At 64.4% G+C, this 22,989-nt stretch carries 24 protein-coding genes; 10 read left to right on the top strand and 14 right to left on the bottom strand.

All coding sequences use genetic code 11. The features are described 5' to 3' along the window. The first annotated feature begins 4 nt into the window (after window positions 1-4). The 8 genes from P6U28_RS37435 (at window position 5) to P6U28_RS37400 (ending at window position 8,061) form a co-directional block, all read left to right on the top strand. Window positions 5-709 (top strand): flagellar hook assembly protein FlgD, encoded by a 705-nt coding sequence (locus tag P6U28_RS37435; RefSeq protein ID WP_407120807.1) that lies wholly within the window; start codon window positions 5-7, stop codon window positions 707-709. Window positions 710-1,080: 371 nt separating this feature from the next. Continuing rightward, window positions 1,081-1,356: a DUF1153 domain-containing protein gene (locus P6U28_RS37430; protein ID WP_002714638.1), complete on the top strand. Its 276-nt coding sequence runs from the start codon at window positions 1,081-1,083 to the stop codon at window positions 1,354-1,356. Window positions 1,357-1,536: 180 nt separating this feature from the next. Then, window positions 1,537-3,150 (top strand): flagellar basal-body MS-ring/collar protein FliF, encoded by a 1,614-nt coding sequence (fliF, locus tag P6U28_RS37425; protein ID WP_407120806.1) that lies wholly within the window; start codon window positions 1,537-1,539, stop codon window positions 3,148-3,150. Window positions 3,151-3,179: 29 nt separating this feature from the next. Beyond that, a complete protein-coding gene (gene fliG, locus P6U28_RS37420; protein WP_122405542.1) occupies window positions 3,180-4,274 on the top strand; it encodes a flagellar motor switch protein FliG in 1,095 nt (364 codons plus the stop codon). Beyond that, window positions 4,274-4,897 carry a FliH/SctL family protein gene (locus P6U28_RS37415; RefSeq protein ID WP_122405543.1) on the top strand — a complete coding sequence of 208 codons (624 nt, stop codon included), beginning with the start codon at window positions 4,274-4,276 and terminating at the stop codon, window positions 4,895-4,897. Before fliG ends, P6U28_RS37415 begins: the two co-directional genes overlap by 1 nt. A gap of 3 nt (window positions 4,898-4,900) precedes the next feature. Beyond that, on the top strand, window positions 4,901-5,251 hold the full coding sequence (gene fliN / locus P6U28_RS37410) for a flagellar motor switch protein FliN (RefSeq protein ID WP_122405544.1): 351 nt from the start codon (window positions 4,901-4,903) through the stop codon (window positions 5,249-5,251). Window positions 5,252-5,302: 51 nt separating this feature from the next. Continuing rightward, a complete protein-coding gene (locus P6U28_RS37405) occupies window positions 5,303-6,688 on the top strand; it encodes a sigma-54-dependent Fis family transcriptional regulator (protein WP_122405545.1) in 1,386 nt (461 codons plus the stop codon). 224 nt (window positions 6,689-6,912) lie between these two features. After that, complete coding sequence (locus P6U28_RS37400; protein ID WP_407120805.1) at window positions 6,913-8,061, top strand: M20 family metallopeptidase; 1,149 nt, start codon at window positions 6,913-6,915, stop codon at window positions 8,059-8,061. A gap of 87 nt (window positions 8,062-8,148) precedes the next feature. On the opposite strand, the gene P6U28_RS37395 is transcribed toward P6U28_RS37400, so the two are convergent. From P6U28_RS37395 to P6U28_RS37345, 11 genes are all read right to left on the bottom strand, one after another. Further along, complete coding sequence (locus P6U28_RS37395) at window positions 8,149-8,304, bottom strand: hypothetical protein (RefSeq protein ID WP_164937050.1); 156 nt, start codon at window positions 8,302-8,304, stop codon at window positions 8,149-8,151. A 97-nt stretch (window positions 8,305-8,401) separates the two neighbouring features. Next, window positions 8,402-8,983 (bottom strand): flavin reductase family protein, encoded by a 582-nt coding sequence (locus P6U28_RS37390; protein ID WP_407120804.1) that lies wholly within the window; start codon window positions 8,981-8,983, stop codon window positions 8,402-8,404. 32 nt (window positions 8,984-9,015) lie between these two features. Then, window positions 9,016-9,852, bottom strand: a complete 837-nt coding sequence (locus tag P6U28_RS37385; RefSeq protein WP_407120803.1) for an ATP-binding cassette domain-containing protein — start codon at window positions 9,850-9,852, stop codon at window positions 9,016-9,018. 20 nt (window positions 9,853-9,872) lie between these two features. Beyond that, window positions 9,873-10,679 carry an ABC transporter permease subunit gene (locus tag P6U28_RS37380; protein WP_129144635.1) on the bottom strand — a complete coding sequence of 269 codons (807 nt, stop codon included), beginning with the start codon at window positions 10,677-10,679 and terminating at the stop codon, window positions 9,873-9,875. Beyond that, a complete protein-coding gene (gene ssuD, locus P6U28_RS37375; protein WP_407120802.1) occupies window positions 10,676-11,842 on the bottom strand; it encodes an FMNH2-dependent alkanesulfonate monooxygenase in 1,167 nt (388 codons plus the stop codon). The genes P6U28_RS37380 and ssuD overlap by 4 nt, the downstream gene beginning before the upstream one ends. A gap of 8 nt (window positions 11,843-11,850) precedes the next feature. Then, window positions 11,851-12,804: a sulfonate ABC transporter substrate-binding protein gene (locus P6U28_RS37370; protein WP_407120801.1), complete on the bottom strand. Its 954-nt coding sequence runs from the start codon at window positions 12,802-12,804 to the stop codon at window positions 11,851-11,853. Between the two features lie 38 nt (window positions 12,805-12,842). Next, a complete protein-coding gene (locus P6U28_RS37365; protein ID WP_407120800.1) occupies window positions 12,843-13,793 on the bottom strand; it encodes a sulfonate ABC transporter substrate-binding protein in 951 nt (316 codons plus the stop codon). A gap of 540 nt (window positions 13,794-14,333) precedes the next feature. After that, window positions 14,334-15,500 (bottom strand): cytochrome P450, encoded by a 1,167-nt coding sequence (locus P6U28_RS37360; protein WP_407120799.1) that lies wholly within the window; start codon window positions 15,498-15,500, stop codon window positions 14,334-14,336. A 126-nt stretch (window positions 15,501-15,626) separates the two neighbouring features. Continuing rightward, window positions 15,627-16,433: an ABC transporter permease gene (locus P6U28_RS37355; RefSeq protein ID WP_407120798.1), complete on the bottom strand. Its 807-nt coding sequence runs from the start codon at window positions 16,431-16,433 to the stop codon at window positions 15,627-15,629. Next, window positions 16,430-17,026 (bottom strand): ATP-binding cassette domain-containing protein, encoded by a 597-nt coding sequence (locus P6U28_RS37350; RefSeq protein ID WP_407120797.1) that lies wholly within the window; start codon window positions 17,024-17,026, stop codon window positions 16,430-16,432. Before P6U28_RS37350 ends, P6U28_RS37355 begins: the two co-directional genes overlap by 4 nt. Before the next feature lie 3 nt (window positions 17,027-17,029). Then, window positions 17,030-18,064, bottom strand: a complete 1,035-nt coding sequence (locus P6U28_RS37345; RefSeq protein ID WP_407120796.1) for a Cj0069 family protein — start codon at window positions 18,062-18,064, stop codon at window positions 17,030-17,032. Window positions 18,065-18,392: 328 nt separating this feature from the next. Here P6U28_RS37345 and P6U28_RS37340 point away from each other — a divergent pair, with 328 nt between their 5' ends. Next, window positions 18,393-19,574, top strand: coding sequence for a YncE family protein (locus P6U28_RS37340; protein WP_164937049.1), 1,182 nt, complete (start codon window positions 18,393-18,395; stop codon window positions 19,572-19,574). A 22-nt stretch (window positions 19,575-19,596) separates the two neighbouring features. Continuing rightward, the gene (locus tag P6U28_RS37335; protein WP_245509576.1) at window positions 19,597-20,409 is read left to right on the top strand and encodes a hypothetical protein; all 813 of its coding nucleotides are present in this window, start codon (window positions 19,597-19,599) and stop codon (window positions 20,407-20,409) included. A gap of 133 nt (window positions 20,410-20,542) precedes the next feature. On the opposite strand, the gene P6U28_RS37330 is transcribed toward P6U28_RS37335, so the two are convergent. The 3 genes from P6U28_RS37330 to P6U28_RS37320 form a co-directional block, all read right to left on the bottom strand. Continuing rightward, window positions 20,543-21,403 carry a L,D-transpeptidase gene (locus P6U28_RS37330; protein WP_162500436.1) on the bottom strand — a complete coding sequence of 287 codons (861 nt, stop codon included), beginning with the start codon at window positions 21,401-21,403 and terminating at the stop codon, window positions 20,543-20,545. A gap of 118 nt (window positions 21,404-21,521) precedes the next feature. After that, on the bottom strand, window positions 21,522-22,304 hold the full coding sequence (locus P6U28_RS37325; protein ID WP_407120795.1) for a helix-turn-helix transcriptional regulator: 783 nt from the start codon (window positions 22,302-22,304) through the stop codon (window positions 21,522-21,524). Between the two features lie 141 nt (window positions 22,305-22,445). Further along, window positions 22,446-22,940, bottom strand: a complete 495-nt coding sequence (locus P6U28_RS37320) for a septal ring lytic transglycosylase RlpA family protein (protein WP_407123148.1) — start codon at window positions 22,938-22,940, stop codon at window positions 22,446-22,448. Between the last annotated feature and the right edge of the window lie 49 nt (window positions 22,941-22,989).

Genomic DNA, 22,989 nt, shown 5'->3' with positions numbered 1-22,989 from the left:
GACAATGACCACCACGAATGCCGCCACCGCCCCGACGCCCGTCTCCGGGACGACCGACATCCCGAAATCCTCGTCGAGTTCGTCGATGAGCTCGACCACGGGGTCGACGCTCGCCGGCAATTTCCAGACCTTCCTGACGCTGCTGACGACGCAGCTGCAGAACCAGAACCCGCTCGATCCGCTCGACACCAACCAGTTCACCCAACAGCTGGTGCAGTTCGCCGGCGTCGAGCAGCAACTCAAGACCAACGATTCGCTGTCGCAGCTCGTCACCCTGCAGCAGACCACGCAGGCGACCCAGGCGCTGGGCTTCGTGGGCAAGACCGCCCTGGTCGACGGCTCGACCGCGACGATGAAGAACTCGTCGGCGACCTGGCATCTCAACGTGCCCACCGACTCCACTGTCGAGATCACCATCGCCAATTCCAGCGGCCAGACCGTGTTCACCGGCAAATACACTGCCGCCGCCGGCACCGACATCCCCTTCACCTGGAACGGCATGGGCAATGACGGCACGCAATGGCCCGACGGCAAGTACACGATCTCGGCCACGGGCAAGGACGTTGCGAACAACAATGTCGGCATCGCCGCGCAGGTGCAGGGCGTGGTGTCGTCGGTCGACCTGACCCAGTCGCCGCCGCTGCTCACCATCGACGGCGCCAGCTACACGCTGAGCCAGGTCAAGAGCATCATCGCGAGCAGCAATTGAGGCTCGTAACACCTCTCCCCGACGGGGAGAGGTCGGATTGCGCAGCAGTCCGGGTGAGGAGCCGCAGCGTCCGGTGAGAGCGTAACCCCTCACCCGGATCGCATCTTCGGATGCGGTCCGACCTCTCCCTCCGGCCCTCCGGGAGAGGTGGATCAGAGTTCCGGGCTCGCGCCGAGCCCGCAAAAGCCGTTCGGCGTTAGTAAAGTATTTACCTTCTGCATTGCCCGGCCGGCCTTTCAGCCCGCCGGGCCGGCCGCGTTCCCGCAAGTTTCAACGAGAATTGTATTGAAGCCTTAGGCTTAGCGGATTTTTAAGCCGCGAGGCGTAGGGTTACGGCGTGAGTTCAGTGGTTGAGAGTTTGTGAGTACGCCATGACAGAACCCCATCGCCCGAGGGTAAAATACGTCATCGGGCCGGACGGCAGTCCGTTGACGATCGCGGATCTGCCTGCACCCGGCACCAAACGCTGGGTCATCCGCCGCAAGGCCGAAGTCGTCGCCGCTGTCCGTGGCGGACTTCTCTCCCTCGAGGAGGCCTGCAGCCGTTATACCCTGACGGTCGACGAATTCCTCTCCTGGCAGTTTTCCATCGACCAGCACGGTCTGGCGGGTCTTCGCACCACCCGCATCCAGCAATATCGCCAGTAAGCGATCCGGAAATCTGCGGCTTTCGACGAAAATCGGCCTCGCCCTGCGAGGCCGATTTTTTTCATGAGGCAGTTTTGTCCGACCTCTTAATCTTCGTTAACCATATGGAAACCATCACCTAGGCAATAATTGCCCAGTCGGCCTTTCCGGTGAAAGCAGCCGAATCTGTGGGGCGGTTGCTTGCAAGGGCTTGCGGACTTTCTGAAGAGTATCGGTGCCGCCCGGTTCGGGGCGATGATCGCGGTCACTGCCGCGCTCATCGGCTTCTTTGCCTTCGTCATCATGCGCGTCACCACGCCGCAGATGACGACGCTGTTCACCGATCTGTCCGTCGAGGATTCCTCCAGCATCATCAAAGACCTGGAACGCCAGGGCATCCAGTTCGAGATCCGCAATGAGGGCTCCATCATCATGGTGCCCAAGGACAAGGTCACCCGGCTGCGGATGAAGCTCGCCGAGGGCGGCCTGCCCAAGGGCGGCGGTGTCGGCTACGAGGTGTTCGACAAGTCCGACGCCCTCGGCACCACCTCTTTCGTCCAGAACATCAATCACCTGCGCGCGCTGGAAGGCGAACTCGCCCGCACCATCCGCGCCATCGACCGCATCCAGGCCGCCCGCGTCCATCTGGTGCTGCCCGAGCGCCCCCTGTTTGCGCGCGAGGCGCCGGAGCCGTCGGCCTCGATCGTGGTGCGCGTCCGCGGCTCGCTGGAAGCCCAGCAGATCCGCGCCATCCGCCACCTCGTCGCCTCCGCCGTCAACGGACTGAAGCCGCAGCGGGTCTCGATCGTCGATGAGGCCGGCCAGCTGCTCGCCGATGGCGCGGCGACCGATCCGGAACAGGCGGTCGGCGACGAGCGCCGCATCGCCTTCGAAAAGCGGATGCGCAAGCAGGTCGAGGACATCGTCTCCTCCGTGGTCGGCTCGGGCCGCGCCCGGGTGCAGCTCTCCGCCGATTTCGACTTCAACAAGATCACCCAGACCTCGGACAAGTTCGACCCCGAAGGCCGCGTGCTGCGCTCGAGCCAGACCCGCGAAGAGCAGCGCATGACGGCCGACAACAACGGCCAGGTCACCGTGAACAACGAGCTGCCCGGCAACCAGCAGAACAACGGCGTCGCGGCCAAGGACCAGAGCAAGAAGACCGAGGAGACCAACAATTACGAGATCTCCCGCACCACCAAGACCGAGGTGACCGAGGCCGGCCGGGTCAACCGCATCTCGGTCGCGGTGCTGGTCGACGGCATCTACACCAAGAACGACAAGGGCGAGCTGGCCTATCAGGACCGCACCAAGGAGCAGCTCGACCGCATCGCTGCGCTGGTGCGCTCGGCGATCGGCTTCGACCAGAAGCGCGGCGACCAGGTCGAGGTTGTCAACCTGCGCTTCGCCGACGCCCCCTCCACCGCCCCGATCGGTGAACCCTCAGGCTTCCTCGGCATGCTGCAGTTCACGAAGGACGATGTCATGTACTTCGTCGAGCTCGGCGTGATGATGCTGCTCGGCCTCGTCGTCCTGTTCCTGGTGATCCGCCCGCTGGTCAAGCGCATCCTGGCCTCCGACGAGGTCGCCGCCGCCATCTCCGGCGTGCTGACGGGCCCAGCCGCCTCGGAAGAGGCAGCACCGGCAGCTGGCCAGCCGCTGCTGCCGAGCGGCGCCGCCAGCGCCATCGACGTCGCCACCATCCAGGGCCAGGTCCACGCCCAGTCCGTTCATCGCGTCGGCGAACTCGCCGAGCGCAACCCCAACGAAACCGTCGCCATCATCCGCCAGTGGCTGACCGAGCCAGCCAAGTAACAGCCAAGCGAATCAAGAAGTGATCTGACATGGCCGCCTCTTTGCAAAACGCCAACTCCAACGACATCACCAGCGTGATCTCAACGCTCGGTCAGCGCGCCGGCAACCGCGCGGGCGGCGCCAAGACCGAAGGTCTGACCGGGCCGAAGCGCGCCGCGATCCTGATGCTGGCGCTCGGCGAGCAATATGGCGGCAAGATCTGGTCGCTGCTCGACGACGACGAGGTGCGCCAGCTCTCGCTGGAGATGTCGACGCTCGGCACGGTCGAGGTCGACACCGTCGAGGACATGCTGCTCGAATTCGTCTCGCGCATGTCGGCTTCGGGCGCGCTGATGGGCAATTTCGACGCCACCGAGCGCCTGCTCCAGCAATACCTGCCGCCGGAGCGCGTCAACGGCATCATGGACGAGATCCGCGGTCCCGCGGGGCGTAACATGTGGGAGAAGCTCTCCAACGTGCAGGAGGAGGTTCTCGCCAACTATCTCAAGAACGAATACCCGCAGACCATCGCGGTGGTGCTGTCGAAGCTGAAGCCGGAGCATGCCGCCCGGGTGCTCGCCATCCTGCCCGAGGAGCTCGCGCTCGACGTCGTCAACCGCATGCTGAAGATGGAAGCGGTGCAGAAGGAGGTGATCGAGAGCGTGGAAAAAACGCTGCGGACCGAATTCATGTCCAACCTGTCGCAGACCCGCCGCCGCGACGCCCACGAGGTGATGGCGGAGATCTTCAACAACTTCGACCGCCAGACCGAGACCCGCTTCATCACCTCGCTGGAAGAGGACAACCGCGAATCCGCCGAGCGCATCAAGGCGCTGATGTTCACCTTCGACGACCTCGTGAAGCTCGATTCCGGCTCCGCCCAGACCCTGATGCGCAACGTCGACAAGGACAAGCTCGGCGTCGCGCTCAAGAGCGCGAACGAGGACGTCCGCAACTTCTTCTTCGGCAACATGTCCTCGCGCGCGGCCAAGATGCTCCAGGACGACATGGCGGCGATGGGCCCGGTCCGACTTCGCGACGTCGACGAGGCCCAGGCTCTGCTGGTCAACCTCGCCAAGGACCTCGCCGCCAAGGGCGAGATCATGCTGACCAAGAACCGCGCCGACGACGAGCTGGTGTACTGATGGCCGCTCCGGCAAAATTCTTGTTCGACACCGACTTCGCGGCCCCCGAGCGGTCGACGCACGAGAAAGCCGCGACCGCAGCCGAGATCGCTCAGAAGGTCGCGGAAGCCGAGGCGCGCGCCTATCAGGACGGCTTTGCCGCCGGCCAGCGCGAAGCCAAGGCCGAGAGCGACCGCCGCGTTGCACTCGCCATGGAAGAAATCAACATCTCAATTCGGGGCGTCGCCTCGGGCATCGGCAGCATCGAGACCAAGATGGAGACCGAGGCGGTCGAGGTCGCCGTCGCGGTGGCGCGCAAGCTGTGCGCCGATCTCATCGCGGCCGAGCCGCTCGGCGAGGTCATCGCGCTGGTCAAGGACTGCTTCTCGCATCTGGTCGCGACGCCGCATCTCGTCGTCCGCATCAACGATTCGCTCTACGACAGCGCACGCGAGAAGATCGAGCGGCTCGCCAAGCAGAGCGGCTTCGAGGGCCGGCTGGTGATCCTGGCCGAGCCGGACATTGCCACCGGCGACTGCCGGATCGAATGGGCCGATGGCGGCGTCGTGCTGGAGCGCGGCGCCATCGCGGCCAAGATCGATGAAATGGTCGGACGCTATATCGCGTCCCGCAGGGGGAGCTAAACCATGAGCGACACTGACGGACAGGTCCCGCTGCCCGATCTCAATGGGCCGATGCCGCCTGCCGGCACCGACATCGGCTACAACGAGGACGAATATGCGGCGCGCGCGGCCGCCGACCTCGAAGCGGTGTTCGACGTTCCCGTGCAGGTCTCGGCCGTGCTCGGCCGCTCCAAGATGGACGTCGGCGAGCTCCTGAAGCTCGGACCAGGCACCGTGCTCGAGCTGGACCGCCGCGTCGGCGAAGCCATCGACATCTACGTCAACAACAAGCTGGTCGCCCGCGGCGAAGTCGTCCTGGTCGAGGACAAGCTCGGCGTAACCATGACGGAAATCATCAAGGCCGAACGCGGCTAACACACAAGGACATGACGCGCGGCAGCGCGGGCAGACGGACAGGAGACTGACATGCGGCTTCTCATCGTTGGCACATTGAAGGGCCAGCTCACCACCGCCACCAAGATTGCGATGGAGAACGGCGCCACCGTGACCCATGCCGAAGATCACGAGCAGGCGATGCGTGTGCTGCGTGGCGGCAAGGGCGCCGACCTCCTGCTCGTCGATGTCGCGCTCGACATCCGTGACCTCGCGCTGCGGCTCGAGGCCGAGCACATCCACGCTCCGATCGTCGCCTGCGGCATCACCAACGACGCCCGCGCCGCCGTCGCCGCGATCCACGCGGGGGCCAAGGAATACATCCCTTTGCCGCCGGATCCGGAGCTGATTGCCGCGGTGCTGGCTGCCGTCGCCAACGATTCCCGCGAGCTGGTCTATCGTGACGAAGCGATGGCAAAGGTGATCAAGCTCGCCCAGCAGATCGCGGGCTCCGACGCCTCGGTGATGATCACCGGCGAATCCGGCACGGGCAAGGAAGTGCTGGCCCGCTACGTTCACTCCCGCTCGGCCCGCGCCAAGCGGCCCTTCATCTCGATCAACTGCGCCGCGATCCCCGAGCATCTCCTGGAGTCCGAGCTGTTCGGCCACGAGAAGGGCGCCTTCACCGGCGCGGTCGCGCGTCGTATCGGCAAGTTCGAGGAAGCGACCGGCGGCACGCTGCTGCTCGACGAAATCTCGGAGATGGACGTCCGCCTGCAATCGAAACTGCTGCGCGCCATCCAGGAGCGCGTGATCGATCGCGTCGGTGGCACCAAGCCGGTGCCGGTCGACATCCGCATCGTCGCGACCTCGAACCGCAACCTGGCGGAGGCCGTGCGCGAGGGCACGTTCCGCGAAGACCTGCTGTTCCGCCTCAACGTGGTCAATTTGAAGATCCCGCCGCTGCGCGAGCGACCGGCCGACATCCTGGAGCTCGCCCAGCATTTCGTGAAGAAATACGCCGACGCCAACGGCGTGCCGCTGCGCCCGATCTCGGCGGAAGCCCGCCGCGTGCTCTCCACCAACCGCTGGCAGGGCAACGTCCGCGAGCTCGAAAACACCATGCACCGCGCCGTGCTGATGGCGCAGGGCGACGAGATCGGACCCGACGCGATCATCACTCCGGACGGCGACCGTCTCGATCTCGCCAGGACGCCTCCGGCCGTGGCGCATGCGACCATGGCCGCCGAGCAGGTGACGCGCGCGCTCGTGGGCCGCACCGTCGCCGACGTCGAACGCGACTTGATCTTGGAGACGCTGAAGCACTGCCTCGGCAACCGCACCCATGCCGCCAACATCCTCGGCATCTCGATCCGCACGCTGCGCAACAAGCTCAACGAATACGCCGACGGCGGCATCCCGATCCCCCCTGCGGGAACGCCGGGTGAGTATCCGCGGATGCCGATGGTGGGGGCGTGACCGGCTACGATCGTCGAGAGGATACGAATGCCCGGGCTGGTCCCGGGCATTTTGTTTCGTGCGTCCACCGGGAAGGTCTCGTAGATGGGGGGAGCGGGCGGCTTGGTTGGTCGGCCCGTTACCCCATCTACGGGAGCTGAACACATGGCCGCACCGCATCCGGCGACTAGGTCACGCGTGCGCCAGGCCCTATAACCCCGCTCGACAACCACGCGAGGGACCACATGTCTGAAGCTCAAATCACGCAATGGCTGGCGTCGCAGAAGCAGGCCATGATCGACCTGCTGCGCGACGTCGTGAACATCGATTCCGGGTCCTACGACAAGGAAGGCGTCGATGCGGTCGGGGCACGATTCGAGCGGCATTTTGCCGAGCATGGCATTCCTTTTCGGCGCGAGGAAAACGACAGCTTCGGCGATGCGATCCATGCCGAGGTGGCCAAGCCCGGCAGCAACGAGAAGCCGGTGCTGTTGATGGGGCATCGCGACACCGTGTTCGGCAAGGGCGAGGCTGGACGGCGTCCGTTCACGATCCGAGATGGCCGCGCCTATGGACCTGGTGTCGCCGACATGAAGTCCGGCCTCGTCATGAACGTGTTCGTCGCAACAGCCTTCCACAAATTCGGCGGCGCGCCGCATCCGATCAAGGTGCTGATCACCTCGGACGAGGAGATCGGCTCGCCTTCCTCCCGGCCCGTGATCGAACGCGAGGGACGCGCCGCGCGCGCCGTGTTCAATTCCGAGCCTGGCCGTCCCACCGGGAATGTGGTCACAGGACGTAAAGGCGGCATCTTCATGCATCTCGCCATCACCGGCAAGGCCGCGCATTCCGGTGCGAACTTCGCAGCCGGCGTCAGCGCGATCGGCGAGCTCGCGCACAAGATCGTGCAGATCCACGCGCTGACCAATCTGGACAAGGGCATCACGCTCAATGTCGGCCTCGTCTCGGGCGGTCAGTCCGTCAACACGACGGCGCCTTACGCCGAGGGCCAGATCGACCTGCGCTACGTCGATCCGGCAGATCGGGCGACCGTGATGGCCGCGATCGAAAACATCGCCGCGACGTCGTACGTGCCGGGCACGAGCGCGACGCTCACCATCAAGGGCGAGTTCGTGCCGGTGGTGCAGAGCGCCGAGTCGAAGGCGCTGTTCGAGAACTATCAGGCCGCGGCAAGACAGGTCGGCCTCACCACGCTGCAGGGCGAGTTCTCCGGCGGCTGCGCCGATTCCGGCTTCACCGCCGCAGTCGGCACGCCGACCATCTGCGGCCTCGGCCCGGTCGGCGGGCTCGCGCACACGCCGGAGGAATATCTCGATATCGACAGCATCGTCCCGCGTGCGCAGGCGCTGGCACTGGCGATTTTGCGGGGGTAGCCGTTGCGCGCTCGCTCGTCATGCCCGGCTTGATCCGGGCGTGACGGTCGAGAGAGCCGCGCGCCACATTCGCCGCGCGCGGTCACCTCACGAATAACTCGGCGCGTCGGGCTTGCGGAAGATGTGAATGGGATCGCCCGGCACGATCGGCTGGCCCGAGAACATCGTGTAAGCGTAGAGCGCGAGATAGACGATCGCGAGCGCACCAATGGCGTAGAAGAACCAGGTCGCCACGCGCTTCATTGTCCCGCTCCATTGCCGTCCCGATGCGGAAGGCTCTGGGCGCTTCTAGAGCGGTGTCAGGGAAAAGGCCAGCCCCTGCGCCGATAGCCCGCGGCGATCAAATGCCGCGCCGGCCGCGTGCGGGAAGGCTGACATCTGCGAGCCTGGCCGCATCTTCGTCCTGATCGACCGCCACATATTGGCCGTGCCAATAGGCCAGTGCAGCGGTGCGAGCCGAGCTCCTGATGTTCCTGACCTGTCCGATGACGATGCCGTGCGAATGGCGTTCGACGATCTCCTCGACTTCGCAATCGAAGGCCGAGAGCGCGCCGACCAGGAGCGGGACACCCGAGACCGCCGTCACCCACTGGCTGCCCGCGAATCGATCGGCACCCTTGAAGCCACCCTTGCCGGCAAAGCGCTCGGCAACATCGAGCTGGTCGGCATTGAGGATGTTCACGCCGAAGGCACCATGCCGCTTAATCAGCGGGAAGGACGAGGCGTCGCGATTGATGCTGACCAGCAGCGTCGGCGGCTCGACCGACAGTGACGTCACCGAGGTCACGGTCATGCCGGTGATATCCTTGCCCCGCCCCGCGGTGATGATGCTGACGCCGCCGGTGAGGTGGCGCATGGCGCCGCGGAAATCGGCGGGCGAAACGGGGATTTCAGTCATGAGATCGCGGGGCACTACATTCATGGCATTGCTCCCCGAAATGGGGTTCCCTCTATTTAGGTACGATCGTCCGCCGACAAAAGGTGGCTCAGAATCGAGCCTTCGAGGCCGGCCAGCTCGGCCGATCCACGCTGGCGCGGCCTGCCTGCATTAACCACGACATCGTGGGCGATGCGGCCCTCCTCGATCACCAGCACCCGGTCCGCCAGCGCCACCGCCTCGGAGACGTCGTGGGTCACCAGGATCGCGGTAAAGCCCTGGTCGCGCCAGACCCGCTCCAGGAGGCGCTGCATCGAGATCCGGGTCAGCGCGTCCAGGGCGCCGAGCGGCTCGTCGAAGGCGAGCACGCGCGGGCGGGACACCAGCGCGCGCGCAAGCGCGACGCGCTGCTTCTGGCCGCCCGAGAGCAGCGAAGGCCACTGGTCGCGCTTGTCGGCGAGGCCGACCTCGGTCAGCGCCTTCTCGGCGCGGGCATGCGCATCCTTCGACGCACGATCGCGGCCGAGGCCGACCTCGACATTGGCCAGCACGCGCGCCCAGGGGAGCAGCCGCGGCTCCTGGAACATCACGCGGATGTCTTCGGGCTGGATGTCCTGGCCGAAGCTGATGCTCCCGGCATCGATTTTTTCCAGACCAGCGATGAGGCGCAGCAGGGTGCTCTTGCCGCAGCCGCTCTTGCCGACGATCGCGACGAACTGGCCAGCGGGAATGTGAAGATCAATGCCGCGCAGCACCTCGTTATCGCCGAAGGATTTGCGCAAGCCCCGGATGCTGAGCGGCAGGCCGCTGGTGTGAACAGGGCGCTCTTCGCGCACCACGCGGGCATGTGGCGCGAAATTGGAGCGGCTGGCGAGCTCGGTCTCGGAAAGGGAGGTGCGAAGCGCTGTCTGCATGTGAGTCCCAGTATTTCTGCTCAACGTTTCTGGAAGGCGGGGTGCCAGGCGAGCGTCGCCCGCTCCAGCAGGCGGGAGGCGCTGTCGGCGAGCTTGCCGAGCAGGGCGTAGATCAGGATCGAGAGCACGACGACGTCGATCAGCATGAACTCGCGCGCCTGCATCGCCATGTAGCCGAGGCCCGACGAGGCCGCGATCGTTTCCGCGACGATCAGCGTCAGCCACATGATGCCGAGCGCGAAACGGATGCCGACGAAGATCGAGGGCAGCGCGCCCGGGAAGATGACGCGGCGGAACAGTTCGCCATCGGTCATGCCGTAGATGCGACCCATCTCGATCAGCTGCGGATCGACGGTGCGGATGCCGTGCAGCGTGTTGAGGTAGATCGGGAAGAACACGCCCAGCGCCACCAGGAAGAGCTTGGCGCTCTCGTCGATGCCGAACCACAGGATGACCAGCGGGATCAGCGCCAGATGCGGCACGTTGCGCACCATCTGCAGCGTGGTGTCAGTGAGCTTGGCCGAGAGCTGCGACAGGCCGTTGGCGAGGCCGAAGGCGAAGCCGATGCTGCCGCCGATCAAAAAGCCGACCGAGGCGCGCCAGAACGAGACCCAGATGTTGCGGACGAGCTCGCCGGAGAGCAGCAGCTTCCAGCCGGCCAGCGCGACGTCGCTCGGGGCCGGCAACACGCGCGTCGGCACGAAGCCGGTGACGCAGGCGATTTGCCAGATCGCGATGACGGCGAGCGGCAGGATCCACTGGATCAGGCCGTCCACGCGCGGCAGGCGGATGCTGCGGGGAAGCGAGATGCTGTCGATGAGGCTCATGATTGCGACACCCGATGCTGCGGACGGAAATCGCTGCCGACGGTCTCGCCGAAGGGGCCGCCGTTGAAATGCAGCCTGGTCACGTTGCCGGGCTGATCCAGCGCGAGCAGCGGAAACACCAGCTCGGCGAAGCGATAGGCTTCCTCCAAATGCGGGTAGCCCGACATGATGAAGGTATCGATGCCGAGGTCCTGATACTCCCTAATGCGCGCCGCCACCGTCTGGGCGTCTCCGACCAGCGCCGTGCCGGCGCCGCCGCGCACGAGGCCGACACCGGCCCACAGGTTCGGGGCGATCTCGAGCTTGTCGCGCTTGCCGCCATGAAGCTGCGCCATGCGCTGCTGACCGACCGAGTCCATGCGGGCAAAGTTCTTCTGCGCCAGCGCGATGGTGTCGTCGCTCACGTGCTTGATCAATTCGTTGGCGGCGCGCCAGGCCTCCTCATTGGTCTCGCGGACAATCACATGAAGGCGGATGCCGAATGACAGCTTGCGGCCACGCGCGGCCGCGACCTCCCTCACCTTCGCGATCTTCTCGGCGACCAGCGCCGGCGGCTCGCCCCAGGTGAGATATTTGTCGACGGTGTCGACCGCGACGTCGATGCCCGCATCGGACGAGCCGCCGAAATAGAGCGGCGGCCGCGGCGACTGCACCGGCGGGAACAGCAACTTGCCGCCTTCGACATGGATGTGCTTGCCTTCGACGTTCACGGTCTTGCCGGCAAGCAGGTCGCTGTAGACGCCCAGGAACTCGCGGGTGACCTCGTAACGCTCGTCGTGAGCGAGGAAGATGCCGTCGCCCTTGTTCTCGACGGGATCGCCGCCCGTGACGACGTTGACGAGAAGCCGGCCATTGGTGACACGGTCGAGCGTCGCGGTCATGCGCGCCGCGACACTCGGTGACTGCAGGCCGGGGCGCACGGCCACGAGATAGCGCAGGCGCTCGGTGAACGGCGCGACTGAGGAAGCGACGATCCAGGAATCCTCGCAGGACCGCCCCGTCGGCAGCAGCACGCCGAAATAGCCGAGCTGGTCCGCGGCCTGCGCGATCTGGCGCAGATAGTTGAAGTTGACCTCGCGCCCGCCGATGCCGGTGCCGAGATAGCGGCCGTCACCGTGCGTCGGCAGGAACCAGAGGATGTTGGCGCTTGCTTGCTTACTCATGACTGTGCTCACGAACCTGACTTCCGAGCCACGTCGGAAATCCTGATGGATTTGGGAATCAGGCCCAGCGCGAAGAATGCGTCGGCAACCTGCTGTTGGTCGGCGATGACAGCGTCGGTGATCGGCTTGATGCCGTAGGCCTGCCGCTTCAGCGCCACCTCGACCACGGGGACCGAAAGACCGATCGACGGCGCGAGCTGCTCGGCCACCGCATGGATGTCGCCCTTGGCCCAATCGTCGACCGTGCTGAGCTCGGCTAACACGGCCTCGACGATCTTCGGGTTGGCTTCGAGGAATTTCTTGGAGGAGAAGTAGAACTGGTAGTTGGCAACGGTGCCGGTGCCGTCGGCCAGCGTGCGCGCGCCGGTGGCCGCTTCCGCCGCCGCCTGGAACGGATCCCAGATCACCCAGGCATCGACAGCGCCGCGCTCGAAGGCGGCACGGGCGTCGGCCGGCGCGAGAAATACCGGCTCGATCTCCGAGTATTTGACGCCGGCCTTCTCCAGCGCCTTGACCAGCAGATAATGGACGTTGGAGCCCTTGTTGAGCGCGACCTTCTTGCCCTTGAGATCAGTGACCGACTTCAGCGGGCTGTCCTTCGGCACCAGGATCGCCTCGCCCTTCGGCGCCGGCGGCTCATAGGCGACATACTGGATCGGCGCGCCGGCGGCCTGCGCGAAGATCGGCGGGGCTTCGCCGGTGTTGCCGAAATCGATCGCGCCGACATTGAGCGCTTCGAGCAGAGGCGGCCCGGACGGAAACTCGGTCCACACCACCTTGTAGCCATCGGCAGCGAGCTTCGGCTCCAGCGTGCCCTTGCTCTTGAGCAGCACCAGCTTGCCGTATTTCTGGTAGCCGATGCGGACCACCTTGTCCTGACCGTAGGAGGTGCCGACAGCGGCCGCGACGATGCCGATCGACAGCACGATGGCTGCGATCAAGCGTTGAACGATACGCTTCATGTTCAGACCTTTTTGGATGGGAAGATCGGTCGGCACGATCAGGCCGCCGGGTTGCGCCAGACGATGTCGCGGATCACGATCGGCCTGGGGATCAGGCCGAGCTTGTGGAAGCGGTCGGCGACGCCCTGCTGGGTCGCGATGATGTCGTCGGTGACGGGGCCGACCACGAAGTTCGCGCGATTGGCGGCGACGGTCTGGATATCCAGCGGCAGGCCGGTGATCGCCGCCAGCGATTTGGCGACTTCGTCGCGATGCTGTTCGGCCCACTTGCCGGCCGCGGTGGTCACATCGACGATCTGCTGCAAGATCGCGCCGTGATTCTTCGCGAACTCGCGATTGGCGATGTAGAAGGAATTGGTCTTGGTGACCTCACGCGCATTGATCAGGATGCGGCCGTTCTGCTTGGTCTCGCCGATCGCGAAATACGGATCCCAGATCGCCCAGGCCTCGATGCTGCCATTGGCAAACGCAGGGCCCGCGTCCGGCGGCGTCAGGTAGACCGGCGTGACGTCGGCATAGGTGAGGCCGGCCTTCTCGAGCGTCTGCACCGCGATGTTGTGGGCGCTGGACCCCTTGGTGAAGCCGATACGCTTGCCTTTCAGGTCGGCGATGTCGCGGATCAGTGAATCCTTCGGCACCAGGATGCCCTGCCCGTTGGTGATAGGTTGGCCGGCGGCATAGACGATCGCGGCGCCCGCGGCCTGGGCGAACACCGGCGGGGAATCGCCGACCGCGCCGAAATCCACGCTGCCGACGTTCATCGCCTCCATCATCGGGGGACCGGAGGAGAACTCGATCCATTTCACCTCGATGCCTTGCGGCGAGAAATGTTTTTCCAGCGCGGCCTGCTGGCGCGTGATGACCAGCACGCCGGTCTTCTGATAGCCGATACGAATTTCCTTCACCGCGCCTTGCGCGATGGCGGGTGACGCGAAGACAGCGGCGGCCGCTGTTCCAATCGACAGTTTCAGAAAGTCCCGACGCTGCATTCCACACTCCCGGCCGCACGCGGCCGTCATTCGTCTGCGTTCGGGAATGATGGTGCGCCTTATCGGACGTGTCGAGACGCGCGGAAAAATAGCGATGCGAGCACTGCGTGTGCGGCGGACCGCATGATTAATCTTTCAAGCGGTCGCGAGGATTCAGACGGAATTTTCCGCACGCGAATGTGAGAGCCGCTCGGATTCCGTCCGAGCCCAGACGACCGGAGAATAAAAAGTCGGAAAACAACCCCATGCACCGTAGACGGGGCGTGCGAAAACAACGACTTACGCATTATCCGAAGTTCGTTTGACTCGTCGGGCAAAACAGGAGCAGAATGGCATCATCGCGGACTGGGGCTGGAGTGACGCAAGGCCCCTCCACCACCTCGCTGTCATTCCCCGCCTTGTGCGCAATTGCGCACTGGGGAATCCAGTACGCCGCGGCCCATCGATTCAGCCACGACTGCCTCGGAGTACTGGATCGCCGGTCAAGCCGGGCGATGACACCGAACGTGTGACGGGTCACGTGCCACAAGCACCACCGGCCTAATGCAACCACATCACCGGCAGATTCTGCAGCCCCCTGAACGCCCAGCCGCCGATTCGCACCGGCTCGTCGTCGGCAATCTCGATGCGCTTTGCACGCGCGAACAATGTCGGCAGCGCGACGTCGGCGATCATCGCGCGCGAGGCGAAGGCGCCGGCGCAGAAATGCGGGCCGGCGCCGAAGGCGACGCTCTTGGTGGTGTCGCGACGCACGTCGAACTGATCGGCGCGGTCAAAATGCTTCTCGTCGCGGTTGGCGGAGCCGAACATCAGGAACACGCGCTCGTCGAGCTCGAACGACACATCGCGAATGGTCCAGGGCTTGGCAATGCGGCGGGGCGACATGCCGATCGGCGAGATCCAGCGGGCATATTCCTCGAAGGCCTGCAGCCAGGACACTTCACCGCGCAGGACCAGATCGAGCTGCTCGGGATGGGTGAGCAGCGCCCATACCGTGCCGGCGATCGCCTTGCGCGGCTCGTTCTGGCCACCCGATATCGCGAGCTTGACATTGGCGCGCACGCTCTCCATCGGCATGCCCGAGGCGAGCAGCACGCCCAAAATGCTCTGGTCGGGATGCTTGCGCATCACCGGCAGGATGTCGTCGATCGCGGCATCGATGCCCGCTGTCGCGGCGTGACAGCGTGCCTCGACCGCGGGATCGCCGGCGTAATTGGCGATGCCCTCGATCATGCCCTGCGACCACGCATCCATGTCCTCAAAGCCGATATTGGTGAGGCCGGTGATCGACTTCAGGCATTCGCCGGAAAACGGCAGCGCGAAGTCGCGCATGAAATCGATCCGCCCCGGCACGATGGCGTCGAGGATGCGATCGGCATGGGCCTGGAACTGCGCAGTCCAGTGCGCCTTCACCGTCTTCGGCGACACCGTCGGAAACATCGCACGGCGCTCGACCAGGTGCGCCTCGCCGTCCTTGCGCATCATGTTGTGGCCCATCAGCCGGTTCATCAGACCGGCCGGCTGGTGCGAGGAGAACACGTCGATCTGCTTCTCGGAGATCGAGATGTCGTCGCGGCTCGTCAGCAGCGTCGAGCCGAGCTGCGGCACGAACGCGATCGGCGCCTCCTTCCGCATCCTGGCGAGCATCGGATAGGGATCTGCCCAGAATGCGGCGGGGTCGATCTCGATGCGCGGCGCCGTGCTCAAGCTTCGCTCCCTTGTTGTGTCCTCAAAGCCGAGGCTAGCGCCTTAGGGGGCCGCCGTCTGTCCCCAGCGATTGGGACGGGCGGCTTCGGGACGAGCCTGCATCGATCGCAACCAAAGGAGAAACAGTTAAACTGAGCTTTCGGCCGCAATTCGATCGAGACGTAATCGATGTCGATGGTCGGTCAGCAGATGTGCGCCACCCAAGACGGCGGCCAGCGTTCCCAGCCCGGTCCCACCGGCGATCAGGAACATGATCAGCAGTTGATATTTTGCTGCATCGACCGGTTCGACGCCCGCAAGGATCTGGCCAGTCATCATCCCCGGCAAGGAAACAAGGCCGATCGCCGCCATGCTGTTAATGATTGGCATGAAACCGCTTCTTAGGGCGTCCCGTATGACTGGCAGCACGGCCTGGTACCGGGTGCCCCCCAGCGCAAGACAGGCTTCGACCGCGGCTCTCTCACGCACCAAGCCATTTGTCAGCACATCCAAGCCCAAGCTTATCCCGGTCATGGTGTTGCCAAGGATCATTCCCAACAGGGGTAGCGCATAGCGCGGATGATACCAGGGATCCGGCCGCAGCTCCGTCAACAGCGCAAAGATCGTAACCGTACCGGCTGCGAGCAGTGTGCATCCCGCGCCCAGGCCGTAGCTCAAAATGCCTGGCAGGCGCCGCTTCTGCCTCGCGACGATTTCCCGTGAGGCGAAGAGAACCATGATGAAGGCCGTGAGGGCGGTCCAAAGCGGCGAAACCGCGGCAAACAGGAACGTCAGTACGTAACCAACGAGGACGAGCTGGAGCACCATCCGCAGGGCCGCGATGGCCAGTTGTCTTTCAAGCTTGAGGCGCAAAACAATCGAGAGGGCGCCGTCCATGACGACGAGGAGCGCGGGCAGGATCAAATCAGCGTAGGCCAATTGAATGTAAGTCACGACCGATCTTCCCCGAGCACGCCGACGGCACTCATCACCAGGACCCTGGACCCGACGCGACGGGCTTGGGCGTTGTCATGCGTGCTCCAAATGACGCTCGTTCCATTCGAAATACGTTCAGCGATCAAGGATTCCACGATCGTGGTCGAGGCCGCGTCGAGTGCCGAAGTCGGCTCGTCCAGGAGAAGAACCCGCGATCGCAGCATCAGGGCCCGCGCAAGTGCCAGCCGCTGTTTCTCTCCGGTGGAAAGTCGCTGGATCGACCAAGATCCGCAACCGGGCGGCAATCCCAATCGTTCGACCAGCGGCAATGCATCATTCCAGTCGTTGAAGTGCCCTTGCACCGTATCCGACCACCAGCCCGGCTCTGCAGCGAGGTAGGTCACTCGTTTCCGCCAGACGGGGGCGGGCATGGCCTCCTTCAGCGTTCCGTCCAGTTTGACTGTTCCTTCGTTTGGATCGAGATCTGCGATGGAGCGAAGCAGCAGAGTCTTCCCGGCGCCGGACGGTCCTTGCAGGGCGATGCATTCCCCGTCATGCAAGTCGAATGAGACGCAGATGTGCAAGCGCTTGAGCGCGTCGACCGTCAGCATGTGTCAAAGCTTGTCCCGCAGCCGGTCGGCAACCCGCCTGGCGATCTCCGCCGGCGCCTCGTCCGGGTAAGGATACACGGAGCTGACGTTGATCTCGCCCAGCACGTAGCTGTCGCTCCCGTCCCTCTGCACCGGGCCAAGCATGAAGTCGGCGTCCCAGATCATCGGCAGGTCACCTCGCGCAATATCGAGCGACGAGGCGAGCTGCGGCGTCCACTCGTCTTCCATCAACCGACGCAACCGCTGGAATCGCGGGTCTGCGTTGGATGTGTACAGCCGCGGTCCAGCCTCCGAACGCGCGGCGGGCGAGTCGACCAGGGCTTTGACTTTGTGGTGGCCGAAACCGGCGCAGCGATCGCCTGCCATATAGCAGCGCACGACACCTTCGCCCAAGCGAGGCAGGTATGGTTGATCGACCACGCTGCCGTTTTCGAAGTATTCGGCGCAGCGGCGGAGAAAATCGTCAAGCGTCAATTCCTCGGATGCGTCCTTGGTCGCGTCCAGCACCCTCAGCATGGCAGAAGTCGGCAGCTTCTCGACCTTCCAAACGCCCTGGCCGCCATTGCCCCGGCTGCGCTTGATCACACGTGGACCGGTGACGAGCCGCTCCGGCAGTTCGTCGCGCATCGCCTCGACGGTTTGATACAGCGCCGTGTCGCTTCCCCAGCCCATCGAGCGGGTACGATAGAGCACCTCCTTGGTGCCCATCTTGAGGATGACGTCCGGATGAGCGCTGACCCACACGCCGCGCGCGGCGACGTCGCACAGCAAGGCGTCAAGACCGGCGCGGGTTCGGCCGTCCTGGATTGGGTTGACCCAGACGAGCACGCCGTCGACCGCGAGCAGCTGTTCGCGGACCTCCTCGGCGAAACTTTCATCGTAGATCACAGGGCGCGCATCGATGCCGAAGGCAGCGAGCGCGTCGAAGACCTGCACGAAGCGGCTGTTGTGCGCGGTCGCGTCCCGTCGGGCGGAAGCATCGCCCCGCGAGAGAATGGCTACGGAATGTCGGAGAGGGGAACGATGTTCGGTGTCCATGCGCGAGCTCCACGTGGTGCGTGCTGCGCAGAGCTTGGACCGAAGTCTCTAGGGGGGTCTGCTTTCCCCCTTGGGAACACTCTACGGGAGAACGTCTGGATCTTTCAAGACGACGGGTCGGGATTTCGGGTGCAGGACCGCAGCTCGGGTCGCATCGCAGGAGCGGTTGGAACCAGGGAAATCTTGGTGACGTTTCCGGCGCGATCTGTCGAGCTCGAGCGGGTTGACAGCCTCCTCATCAGGGGTTCTATTCCGGGCTCGGGGATCTGCGATCTCCCCGCGAGGCGACATGCCCAAGTATCGCGTCCTTAGTCACCGAGGGCGCCGCATGTCTTCAGCATACACCTCCATTTCGCCCGACAAACCGTCTCGATTGGTCGGCACGGCAGCTGCACCGGCGCTGAGCGAAGGAGCGGCGTGGCACCGATGCAGCGACATCGCCACCGAGGACAACGGACGCGGCCGCACGGTGTGGGTCACGCAAGCTCGTCTCAGGATCAAAGGCATCGCCTCCGTATCGCTCAAGATACTGGTCGCGACATTGGCCAGCGTCTTGCTCGCCGGCGTTCCGGCAGGCGCTGAATCGCAAGACGGCGGGCCCTTGCAGTTGGAAGCCAAAATATTGCTCGGCCACGTGCGGGGCCGGATCGATCACATGGCGGTCGATCTGAAGCGTCAACGTCTGTTCATAGCTGAGCTTGGCAACGACAGCGTCGGTATCGTCGATCTCGCCAATCGCAGCGTGATTCACACGATCTCCGGATTGAAGGAGCCGCAAGGCGTCGGCTATGAGCCAACGACCGACACTGTCTTCGTTGCCAACGCCAAGGACGGTACGGTCAAGCTGTTTGACGGCAACGACTACAGGGCGGCGGGGCAAATCGAACTCGGAAGAGATGCCGACAACATCCGCATCGACGTCGCCGCGCGGGTCGTGATTGTCGGCTACGGCAAGGGCTCTTTGGGCTACATCGATCCGGTGACCCGCAGCAAGGTCCGGAGCTCGCCGCTAAAGGCTCACCCCGAGAGCTTTCAGCTCGATCCCGACACGAATCGAATTTTCATCAACCTTCCCGGCGCTCACGCCGTGGCCGTGGTGGATGGAAAATCCGGCAGGCAGCTCGCCAACTGGCCCGTGGAGAAGAGCGGAAACTATGCGATGGCGATCGACCGCGAGCGAAATGCGCTTCTTATCGCGTTCCGCGAACCGCCCGAACTCGGAGTCCTCGAGTTGAGCGGCGGCAAGTCCGTCGCGACCGTCGAGACATGCAGGGACGTTGACGATCTCTTTGTCGATGCCAGGCGCAAGCGCATCTATGTCAGTTGCGGCCAGGGCTTTGTCGACGTCCTCGAGGCAAATGGCGCCGCGTATCGACAAATAGCTCGCGTTCCGACCGTCGCCGGAGCGCGGACGTCGCTGTTCGTTCCGGAGATGGATCGGCTGATCGTGGCCGTCCGAGAGAGCCTCGCCGGGCCAGCGGCGATATGGATATTGAGACCAAGACCTTGACGTATGCGGGTGGGAGGTCGCCATGTCCAAGCGACGTCGTCATTGTGCGAGCATTCCGCAAGAGCTTGTGAAGGGCTGCATCGCGGCGTTGTGCTTCGTGGCATGGTCCCGGCCCGTGCTGGCCTATCGTCCATTCGACGGCACCGATGCCGCGGTCGCGGCGAAGGGCGAAGTCGAAATCGAGCTGCAGCCTGCCGGACGCCTGCGCGATGAGAGCGGGGCGAGCCTGATCGCGCCGGGCACGGTCATCAACTATGGACTGACCGCGGATTGGGAGGCCGTGCTCGAAGGGATCGGCCAGACGCCGCTCTCGCCGCCTGGAGCAACGAACCTCACGGCTGCGGGCGCATTCCTGAAGCACGTCGTGGTTCCCGGCAGCCTCCAGGACAAGACGGGGCCGAGCATTGCGACGGAGTTCGGTGTCCTGCTTCCCGACAGCACCGGCAATTCGGGCGTCGGTGCCAGCCTGGCCGGCATCGTCTCGCAACGCTGGGACTGGGGAACGATCCATTTGAACGTCGAGACGGTGCTGACCCGAAACCATCATGCCGACGTCTTCGTCGGTGCGATCCTCGAAGGTCCGTCGACCTGGACGGTCCGGCCCGTCGCCGAGGTCTTCTACGAAAACGAGTTCGGAAAGGCGGAGACGCTATCGGGACTGGTCGGCTTGATCTACCGGGTTCGCGACAATCTCAGTTTCGACATCGCCGTCCGTCACGCACTGACGAACCATCATCCAGTGAACGAAATTCGCGCCGGCCTGACATTCGGCTTCCCGCTGTCGTCAATCGTGAGCCACGCCGCACACCGGGACGCGTTGCCGGGCCTGCGTTGAAGCTCCAACGATTCCAGGCGATCAGGGTGAGCCCGCCAGTCGCGGCTTACCGTTTCGCGAGCGCTGTACGTGTCGACGTGCTCGCTACGGTCGCGATTGCCTTCGCTTTCCTACGCGTAGACGGAGGACCGAGTTACCGGGCCTCGGCGATCTTCGGTTCAGGTGACAGCATCTGCGCGTTGGCTGCCGAGGTCCGGTTGGACGACGCCGGGTCGGGCGATCGGGAGGCGGCGTCGGCCGGCGCTCCCTGGGACGGCCTGCGGGCAGCATTTGCCGGAAGCACGATCACTTTCGCTCCGACCTTCACCCGCTCATAGAGATCCACGACGTCCTCGTTGGTCAACCGGATACAGCCGGACGAAACCCGCTTGCCGATCGTATCGGGCTTGTTGGTGCCATGAATTCTATATTCGGTCTCGCCCAGATACATCGCGCGCGCGCCGAGCGGGTTGCCGGGACCGCCTGCCATGAACCGCGGCAGATAAGGCTGACGCGAGACCATCTCCGCAGGCGGATGCCAATCCGGCCATTCGGCTTTACGGGCCACGGTCTGCTCACCGGACCATGTGAAACCTTCGCGGCCGACGCCGATGCCATAGCGCATTGCCTGCCTGTCGTTCAGGACGAAATAGAGGAACGTGTTTCCGGTATCGATGATCACGGTGCCCGGCGCCTGGTGACTGGCGTAGTCGACCACCTGCCGAACCAATGCTCCGGGAACGTCAGCGTCGGCTTTTGGTGGTTCGACCAGCGGCGCCGCGGCCGGAATCGGTGCCGGAGCCGGCACGGATGCATGAACTGGAGGTGCCACGTAAACCGGAGTTGACGATGCCTTGGCTTCCTGTGCGGACGGCTTGCGGACCGGTTGCACGCTCGCCGGGCGATACAGCAGACCGTACCCCAATGCGGCGACAGCCACGGCGCCGATTGCGACTCTCGCGGCCATGGGTATTGCGAGGGCCTCTGCCTTTCTGCGTTTGGCCCGCTTGCTCATGTCTTTCCCCAGGTCACCATGCCTGGAAGAGGTACCCAGCAAAATTTAAGAAACTTCGAAGCGATATCGCCCAAGCCGGAACCGTCAGAGATGGTTAACGCCGAACTAGTTCGGCAACTCAGTTGAGGCCGTGAGGCGCCGAGAGCAGCCGCAGCACGATTGCGAACAGCTCGTTCTGCGAGGAGATACCGAGCCGCTCATAGGCGCGCTTGCGGTAGGTCAGCGTCGAATGCAGGCTGATGCGGAGCGCTTGCGAGATCGCCTCGGAGCTGAAGCCTGCCAGGATGCGGCGGCAGACGTCCTGCTCGCGCGGCGTGAGAGCGGAGAGCGGCGGGCGGGTCGCAAACAGTGCGGCGAGAGACTGATCCGGCGTTGCCGCCTCCTGAAAATGGCGGGCGACGCTTGCCGCGATCGCCGGCGCGATGGCCTCAAGCCGCTCACGCTGCGCGGCACTGAAACGTCCCTGCGCGGCGATGCGGTAGAAATTGATGTAGAAGCAGGTGTCGCCGGTCCAGATCGCGGTCGCGCATTTGTCGACGATGCCGGAATCCTGGAAGAAGATCTTGCGGTAACGCGCGCCGTACATGCGCGGCGCGAACTGAGGCAGCACGATCGGCGCGCTGCCCTCGGCTTCGAACAATGCATCGCGGTTGGGATCGGATTCGTGGAACTGGCCGGCATAGGCCGCCCCGAGATCGCCACCGATCGGGATGTTGCCGGCATCGAGCAGGCAGCGCGCGGCACCGGCCCGGCTCAGCGCGAACACCATGCAGTGACCGACCTCTGCCTGCCGGCGCAGCGTGTCGATCAGGACTTTTGGGAAATCGGGGCGGCCGATGGCGAGCACCGCGGACGTGACATCGCCAGGTACCGGATTTGCGGGCATCGCCTGAGATTGCATCGTTTCCTCCGCAAGATCTTGTTTTGCGGGAGGATAGCAGCAAGGTGATTTCGGCGGAAGGCAGAGACCTTTCAGCCCCCCGATCGTCATCTGAGCAGTTCAAGCGACGAGTTCGGCTTGTCATTCGACCGCGTGCGACGTTCAGCCCACCGGCCCCAAAGGCCAATCGCCCCCTGAGAGCGGGCTGACTCTCACGTCCTTGATGACTCCGCGCGCAAGGCTCGGATCGAAATGGCGCATCGTGCGCTCGTTGAAGTCGATGATGCGGCCGGGCCTGAGTGGACCCACGTCATTGATCTTGACGATGACCTTCTTGCCTGCGGCCTCGACGAGGGCATATTTCGGCCTCGCGCCAAATTGGACCCCACCAAATTTCTTTCGCAGGCTCGTCTTGATCGCAGCCGTCCAGGCAGAGGGATCATAACGCTCGCCGGAGGCTGTGCGCGGTCCGCCCTCCTCCTTGCCCGGCTTGAATGGATTGTACATGGATGCAGCGCCGACGACCGCATCCCTGGAGGCGGCATCGGCGACGGCGTTTGAGTGGACCCCACGCGTTTCACATCTAGCAACGGTAACAGACACGGCAAGCGCAACCAGGGCGCCGCAAAGTGCGGCGCTCGAGCGGAACGTCATCATAACTCCTCTGATTTTTCGTCGTCCGGTTCCCGGCCCCGCAAACGCGGGC

The sequence above is a fragment of the Bradyrhizobium sp. STM 3561 genome, from assembly GCF_045571455.1.
GTDB lineage: Bacteria > Pseudomonadota > Alphaproteobacteria > Rhizobiales > Xanthobacteraceae > Bradyrhizobium > Bradyrhizobium vignae.
Note: the sequence above shows the minus strand (reverse complement) of the source record. Positions and strands in the feature narration are given on the sequence as shown.

Excerpts from the sequence above, each read along its gene's own strand:
- P6U28_RS37400 (WP_407120805.1), top strand. The coding sequence starts at position 6,913 with ATGTCTGAAGCTCAAATCACGCAATGGCTGGCGTCGCAGAAGCAGGCC.
- P6U28_RS37385 (WP_407120803.1), bottom strand. The coding sequence starts at position 9,852 with ATGCAGACAGCGCTTCGCACCTCCCTTTCCGAGACCGAGCTCGCCAGC.
- P6U28_RS37430 (WP_002714638.1), top strand. The coding sequence starts at position 1,081 with ATGACAGAACCCCATCGCCCGAGGGTAAAATACGTCATCGGGCCGGAC.
- P6U28_RS37345 (WP_407120796.1), bottom strand. The coding sequence starts at position 18,064 with ATGGACACCGAACATCGTTCCCCTCTCCGACATTCCGTAGCCATTCTC.
- P6U28_RS37390 (WP_407120804.1), bottom strand. The coding sequence starts at position 8,983 with ATGAATGTAGTGCCCCGCGATCTCATGACTGAAATCCCCGTTTCGCCC.
- fliN (WP_122405544.1), top strand. The coding sequence starts at position 4,901 with ATGAGCGACACTGACGGACAGGTCCCGCTGCCCGATCTCAATGGGCCG.
- P6U28_RS37370 (WP_407120801.1), bottom strand. The coding sequence starts at position 12,804 with ATGAAGCGTATCGTTCAACGCTTGATCGCAGCCATCGTGCTGTCGATC.
- P6U28_RS37330 (WP_162500436.1), bottom strand. The coding sequence starts at position 21,403 with ATGAGCAAGCGGGCCAAACGCAGAAAGGCAGAGGCCCTCGCAATACCC.
- P6U28_RS37415 (WP_122405543.1), top strand. The coding sequence starts at position 4,274 with ATGGCCGCTCCGGCAAAATTCTTGTTCGACACCGACTTCGCGGCCCCC.
- P6U28_RS37350 (WP_407120797.1), bottom strand. The coding sequence starts at position 17,026 with ATGCTGACGGTCGACGCGCTCAAGCGCTTGCACATCTGCGTCTCATTC.
- P6U28_RS37340 (WP_164937049.1), top strand. The coding sequence starts at position 18,393 with ATGTCTTCAGCATACACCTCCATTTCGCCCGACAAACCGTCTCGATTG.
- P6U28_RS37335 (WP_245509576.1), top strand. The coding sequence starts at position 19,597 with ATGTCCAAGCGACGTCGTCATTGTGCGAGCATTCCGCAAGAGCTTGTG.
- P6U28_RS37365 (WP_407120800.1), bottom strand. The coding sequence starts at position 13,793 with ATGCAGCGTCGGGACTTTCTGAAACTGTCGATTGGAACAGCGGCCGCC.
- P6U28_RS37325 (WP_407120795.1), bottom strand. The coding sequence starts at position 22,304 with ATGCAATCTCAGGCGATGCCCGCAAATCCGGTACCTGGCGATGTCACG.
- P6U28_RS37320 (WP_407123148.1), bottom strand. The coding sequence starts at position 22,940 with ATGATGACGTTCCGCTCGAGCGCCGCACTTTGCGGCGCCCTGGTTGCG.
- P6U28_RS37380 (WP_129144635.1), bottom strand. The coding sequence starts at position 10,679 with ATGAGCCTCATCGACAGCATCTCGCTTCCCCGCAGCATCCGCCTGCCG.
- ssuD (WP_407120802.1), bottom strand. The coding sequence starts at position 11,842 with ATGAGTAAGCAAGCAAGCGCCAACATCCTCTGGTTCCTGCCGACGCAC.
- P6U28_RS37395 (WP_164937050.1), bottom strand. The coding sequence starts at position 8,304 with ATGAAGCGCGTGGCGACCTGGTTCTTCTACGCCATTGGTGCGCTCGCG.
- fliG (WP_122405542.1), top strand. The coding sequence starts at position 3,180 with ATGGCCGCCTCTTTGCAAAACGCCAACTCCAACGACATCACCAGCGTG.
- P6U28_RS37435 (WP_407120807.1), top strand. The coding sequence starts at position 5 with ATGACCACCACGAATGCCGCCACCGCCCCGACGCCCGTCTCCGGGACG.
- P6U28_RS37405 (WP_122405545.1), top strand. The coding sequence starts at position 5,303 with ATGCGGCTTCTCATCGTTGGCACATTGAAGGGCCAGCTCACCACCGCC.